Source organism: Mesorhizobium sp. M7A.F.Ca.CA.002.09.1.1 (assembly GCF_003998555.1).
GTDB lineage: Bacteria > Pseudomonadota > Alphaproteobacteria > Rhizobiales > Rhizobiaceae > Mesorhizobium > Mesorhizobium ciceri.
The window spans coordinates 1-2,286 of record NZ_RZRR01000887.1; the positions used below are offsets into that span (position 1 = coordinate 1).

2 protein-coding genes are annotated in these 2,286 nt (G+C 62.2%); both read right to left on the minus strand.

Annotation, left to right across the window (positions count from 1 at the left end; translation table 11 throughout):
* Positions 1-426, minus strand: a 426-nt coding sequence (locus EN994_RS27880) for an HAD-IIB family hydrolase (protein WP_245466100.1), incomplete at its 3' end; no start/stop codon positions are given.
* A gap of 53 nt (positions 427-479) precedes the next feature.
* A complete protein-coding gene (locus tag EN994_RS27885) occupies positions 480-2,261 on the minus strand; it encodes a trehalose-6-phosphate synthase (RefSeq protein WP_127307987.1) in 1,782 nt (593 codons plus the stop codon).
* Between the last annotated feature and the right edge of the window lie 25 nt (positions 2,262-2,286).

The window sequence follows — 2,286 nt, forward strand, 5'->3', positions numbered from 1 at the left end:
GGCAAGCTGCGTCGCGCGCGGAAGCAGATGCGGGGCGGCGCGCGTGTGGATGGCCAGCACCCGTCCTTTGCGCTCGATATAGGCGCCACGACCGAGCTCGGCCTCGATCTCGTCGGCAAGCGCAGAAATATCCGCCGGCTCATCCGCGACTTCGACGTCGTCGTTCGGTAGGAGCCGATGTTCCAGGCCATAGAGCCCGGCGGCGCGCAGCTTCAAAGGCTGAAACAGATGATCGACAGCCGCGACGGAACGGCCTGTTATGAAGGCCAATGCCCCGTTCAGCTTGCGATCCAGGCCTTGCAGCAAGGAGCGGAGCTCGTCGCTGACCGAGACGGCGTCCGGGTGTTCGGCATGTTCCAGCAGGGTGCCGTCGATGTCGAGGAACAACGCCCATTCGCCGGTCAGCACAGTGTGCGGTTTCTCCATGACGGCCTGCGGCTTGTGCAGGGTCTCGCCAACAATATTTTGCAGCGCATCGCTCATGACATCGCCACCCGTCTGCGCTCAAAAATGGAGACGACATTGTCGACGCTGGGCGGCGGGTCGCTGACGGCACCGGTCACCCGATCGAGGTCCCCGCGCTTGCGCAAACGTGCCGCATCCAGAAGCATGCTGCCGGCCCAGCGATAGACATTGTTGTTGCGGATTGTCTCGCGCATGGGGCGCATGCGCTCGCGCTGTTCTTCGGGCGACATGGTCAGTGCCTGCAACAGCGCTCCGCTCATCATGGCGGCATCGTAAGGGTTGACGATAAGCGCCTCCAGCAATTCACGCGAGGCGCCGGCGAATGTGCTGAGCATCAAAACGCCCTGCTCGTCGTCGCGCGCGGCGACGAATTCCTTTGCGACGAGGTTCATGCCGTCATGCAGGCTGGTGACCATGCATATGTCGGCGGCCCGATAGATCTCGTAGACCTGTTCTTGCGAGTGATGTTCGGCCACCATGATCACCGGCCTGTAGCCCTCGCTGCCATAACGCCGGTTGAGCTCTTCGGCATAACGGTGGCACTCGTCATGGAGCAGCTTGTAGGCAGGCAGCGTGCCGCGGCTGGGTGCCGCGATCTGCAGGAAGACCAGTTTTCCGATCCACTCAGGCTGTCGCTTGAACAATTCGTTCAAAGCGTGAAACCGATCGAGAATGCCCTTGGTATAATCGAGGCGCTCGACCCCGACGGCCAGCTTCACATCCGCTTTAAGGCCGAACCTCTCGCGCATGCGAGCGCGGCAATCGTCGACAGCGGGAAGTTTCGCCAGCAGGTCCGCCGGCCATTCTATCGAGATCGGATAGGCGTGCACCAATGTGGTCCGTCCGCCGTAGGAGATGGCCGCATCGGCCCGCTCGATGCGGCTTTCCAGGAAGCGATCGACGCTTTCGGTGAAATTGTTGGCATGGAACTGAGTGTGGAAGCCGATGATCGAGCTGCCGAGCAGGCCTTCGAGGATGCGTTCACGCCATGGGCAGATGCTGTACACTTCCGAATTTGGCCACGGGATGTGCCAGAAAGTGATGACGATCGCCTCCGGCAAGCGCTCGCGGATCATGCGCGGCAGCAGCGCGAAATGGTAATCCTGGACCAGCACGATCGGCCGCTCGTTGCGCGCCTCGGCAACCACCGTATCGGCAAACTTCCGGTTGACGGCTTCATAGGCAGCCCAGTCGGAGGCACGAAAAATCGGCCGGGTGAAGGCGATATGGCAAAGCGGCCAAAGGCCCTCATTGGCGAAACCGAGATAATAGCCCTGATGCTCTTCCTCCGTCAGCCAGACCCGGCGCAGCGTGTAGGACGGGTTGCCAGGCGGCACCTGCACGCGATCGTGGTCGTCGACGGTAAGGCGGTCCGCCGTTCCGCCGCCATAGGCGATCCAGGTGCCCGCACAGGCGCGGGTAATGGGCTCGAGCGCCGACACCAGCCCGCTGGCCGGGACGAGCAACTCGACGCCGTCGTCCTTCACATTGTGGATGTACGGCTCGCGATTGGACACCACGATAACCTGCGCATCGGGCAGATCGTCGGCCAGGATCTTGCGCAATGTTTCTGGCGACCAGGTCACCAGCGCGGCATCGGCCGATTGGCCGTTCTTTTCGAACTCCCGTATCACCTTGCGCGCGGCCTCCGCCGCCACATCTTCGCCTGCCGTATGTGGGACGGCAGGAGGATGACGGCGACGGTGCCGCGATATGGAGAGGAATACGGCAAGAGCGGAAAAACCGAGGCTCGCGAAAATCAGAACCCCGAGCAGGTCCGCACCGTAGTTTGTCATTGAACGTCAACTCACCCCGGCCGTC

Excerpts from the sequence above, each read along its gene's own strand:
- EN994_RS27885 (WP_127307987.1), bottom strand. The coding sequence starts at position 2,261 with ATGACAAACTACGGTGCGGACCTGCTCGGGGTTCTGATTTTCGCGAGC.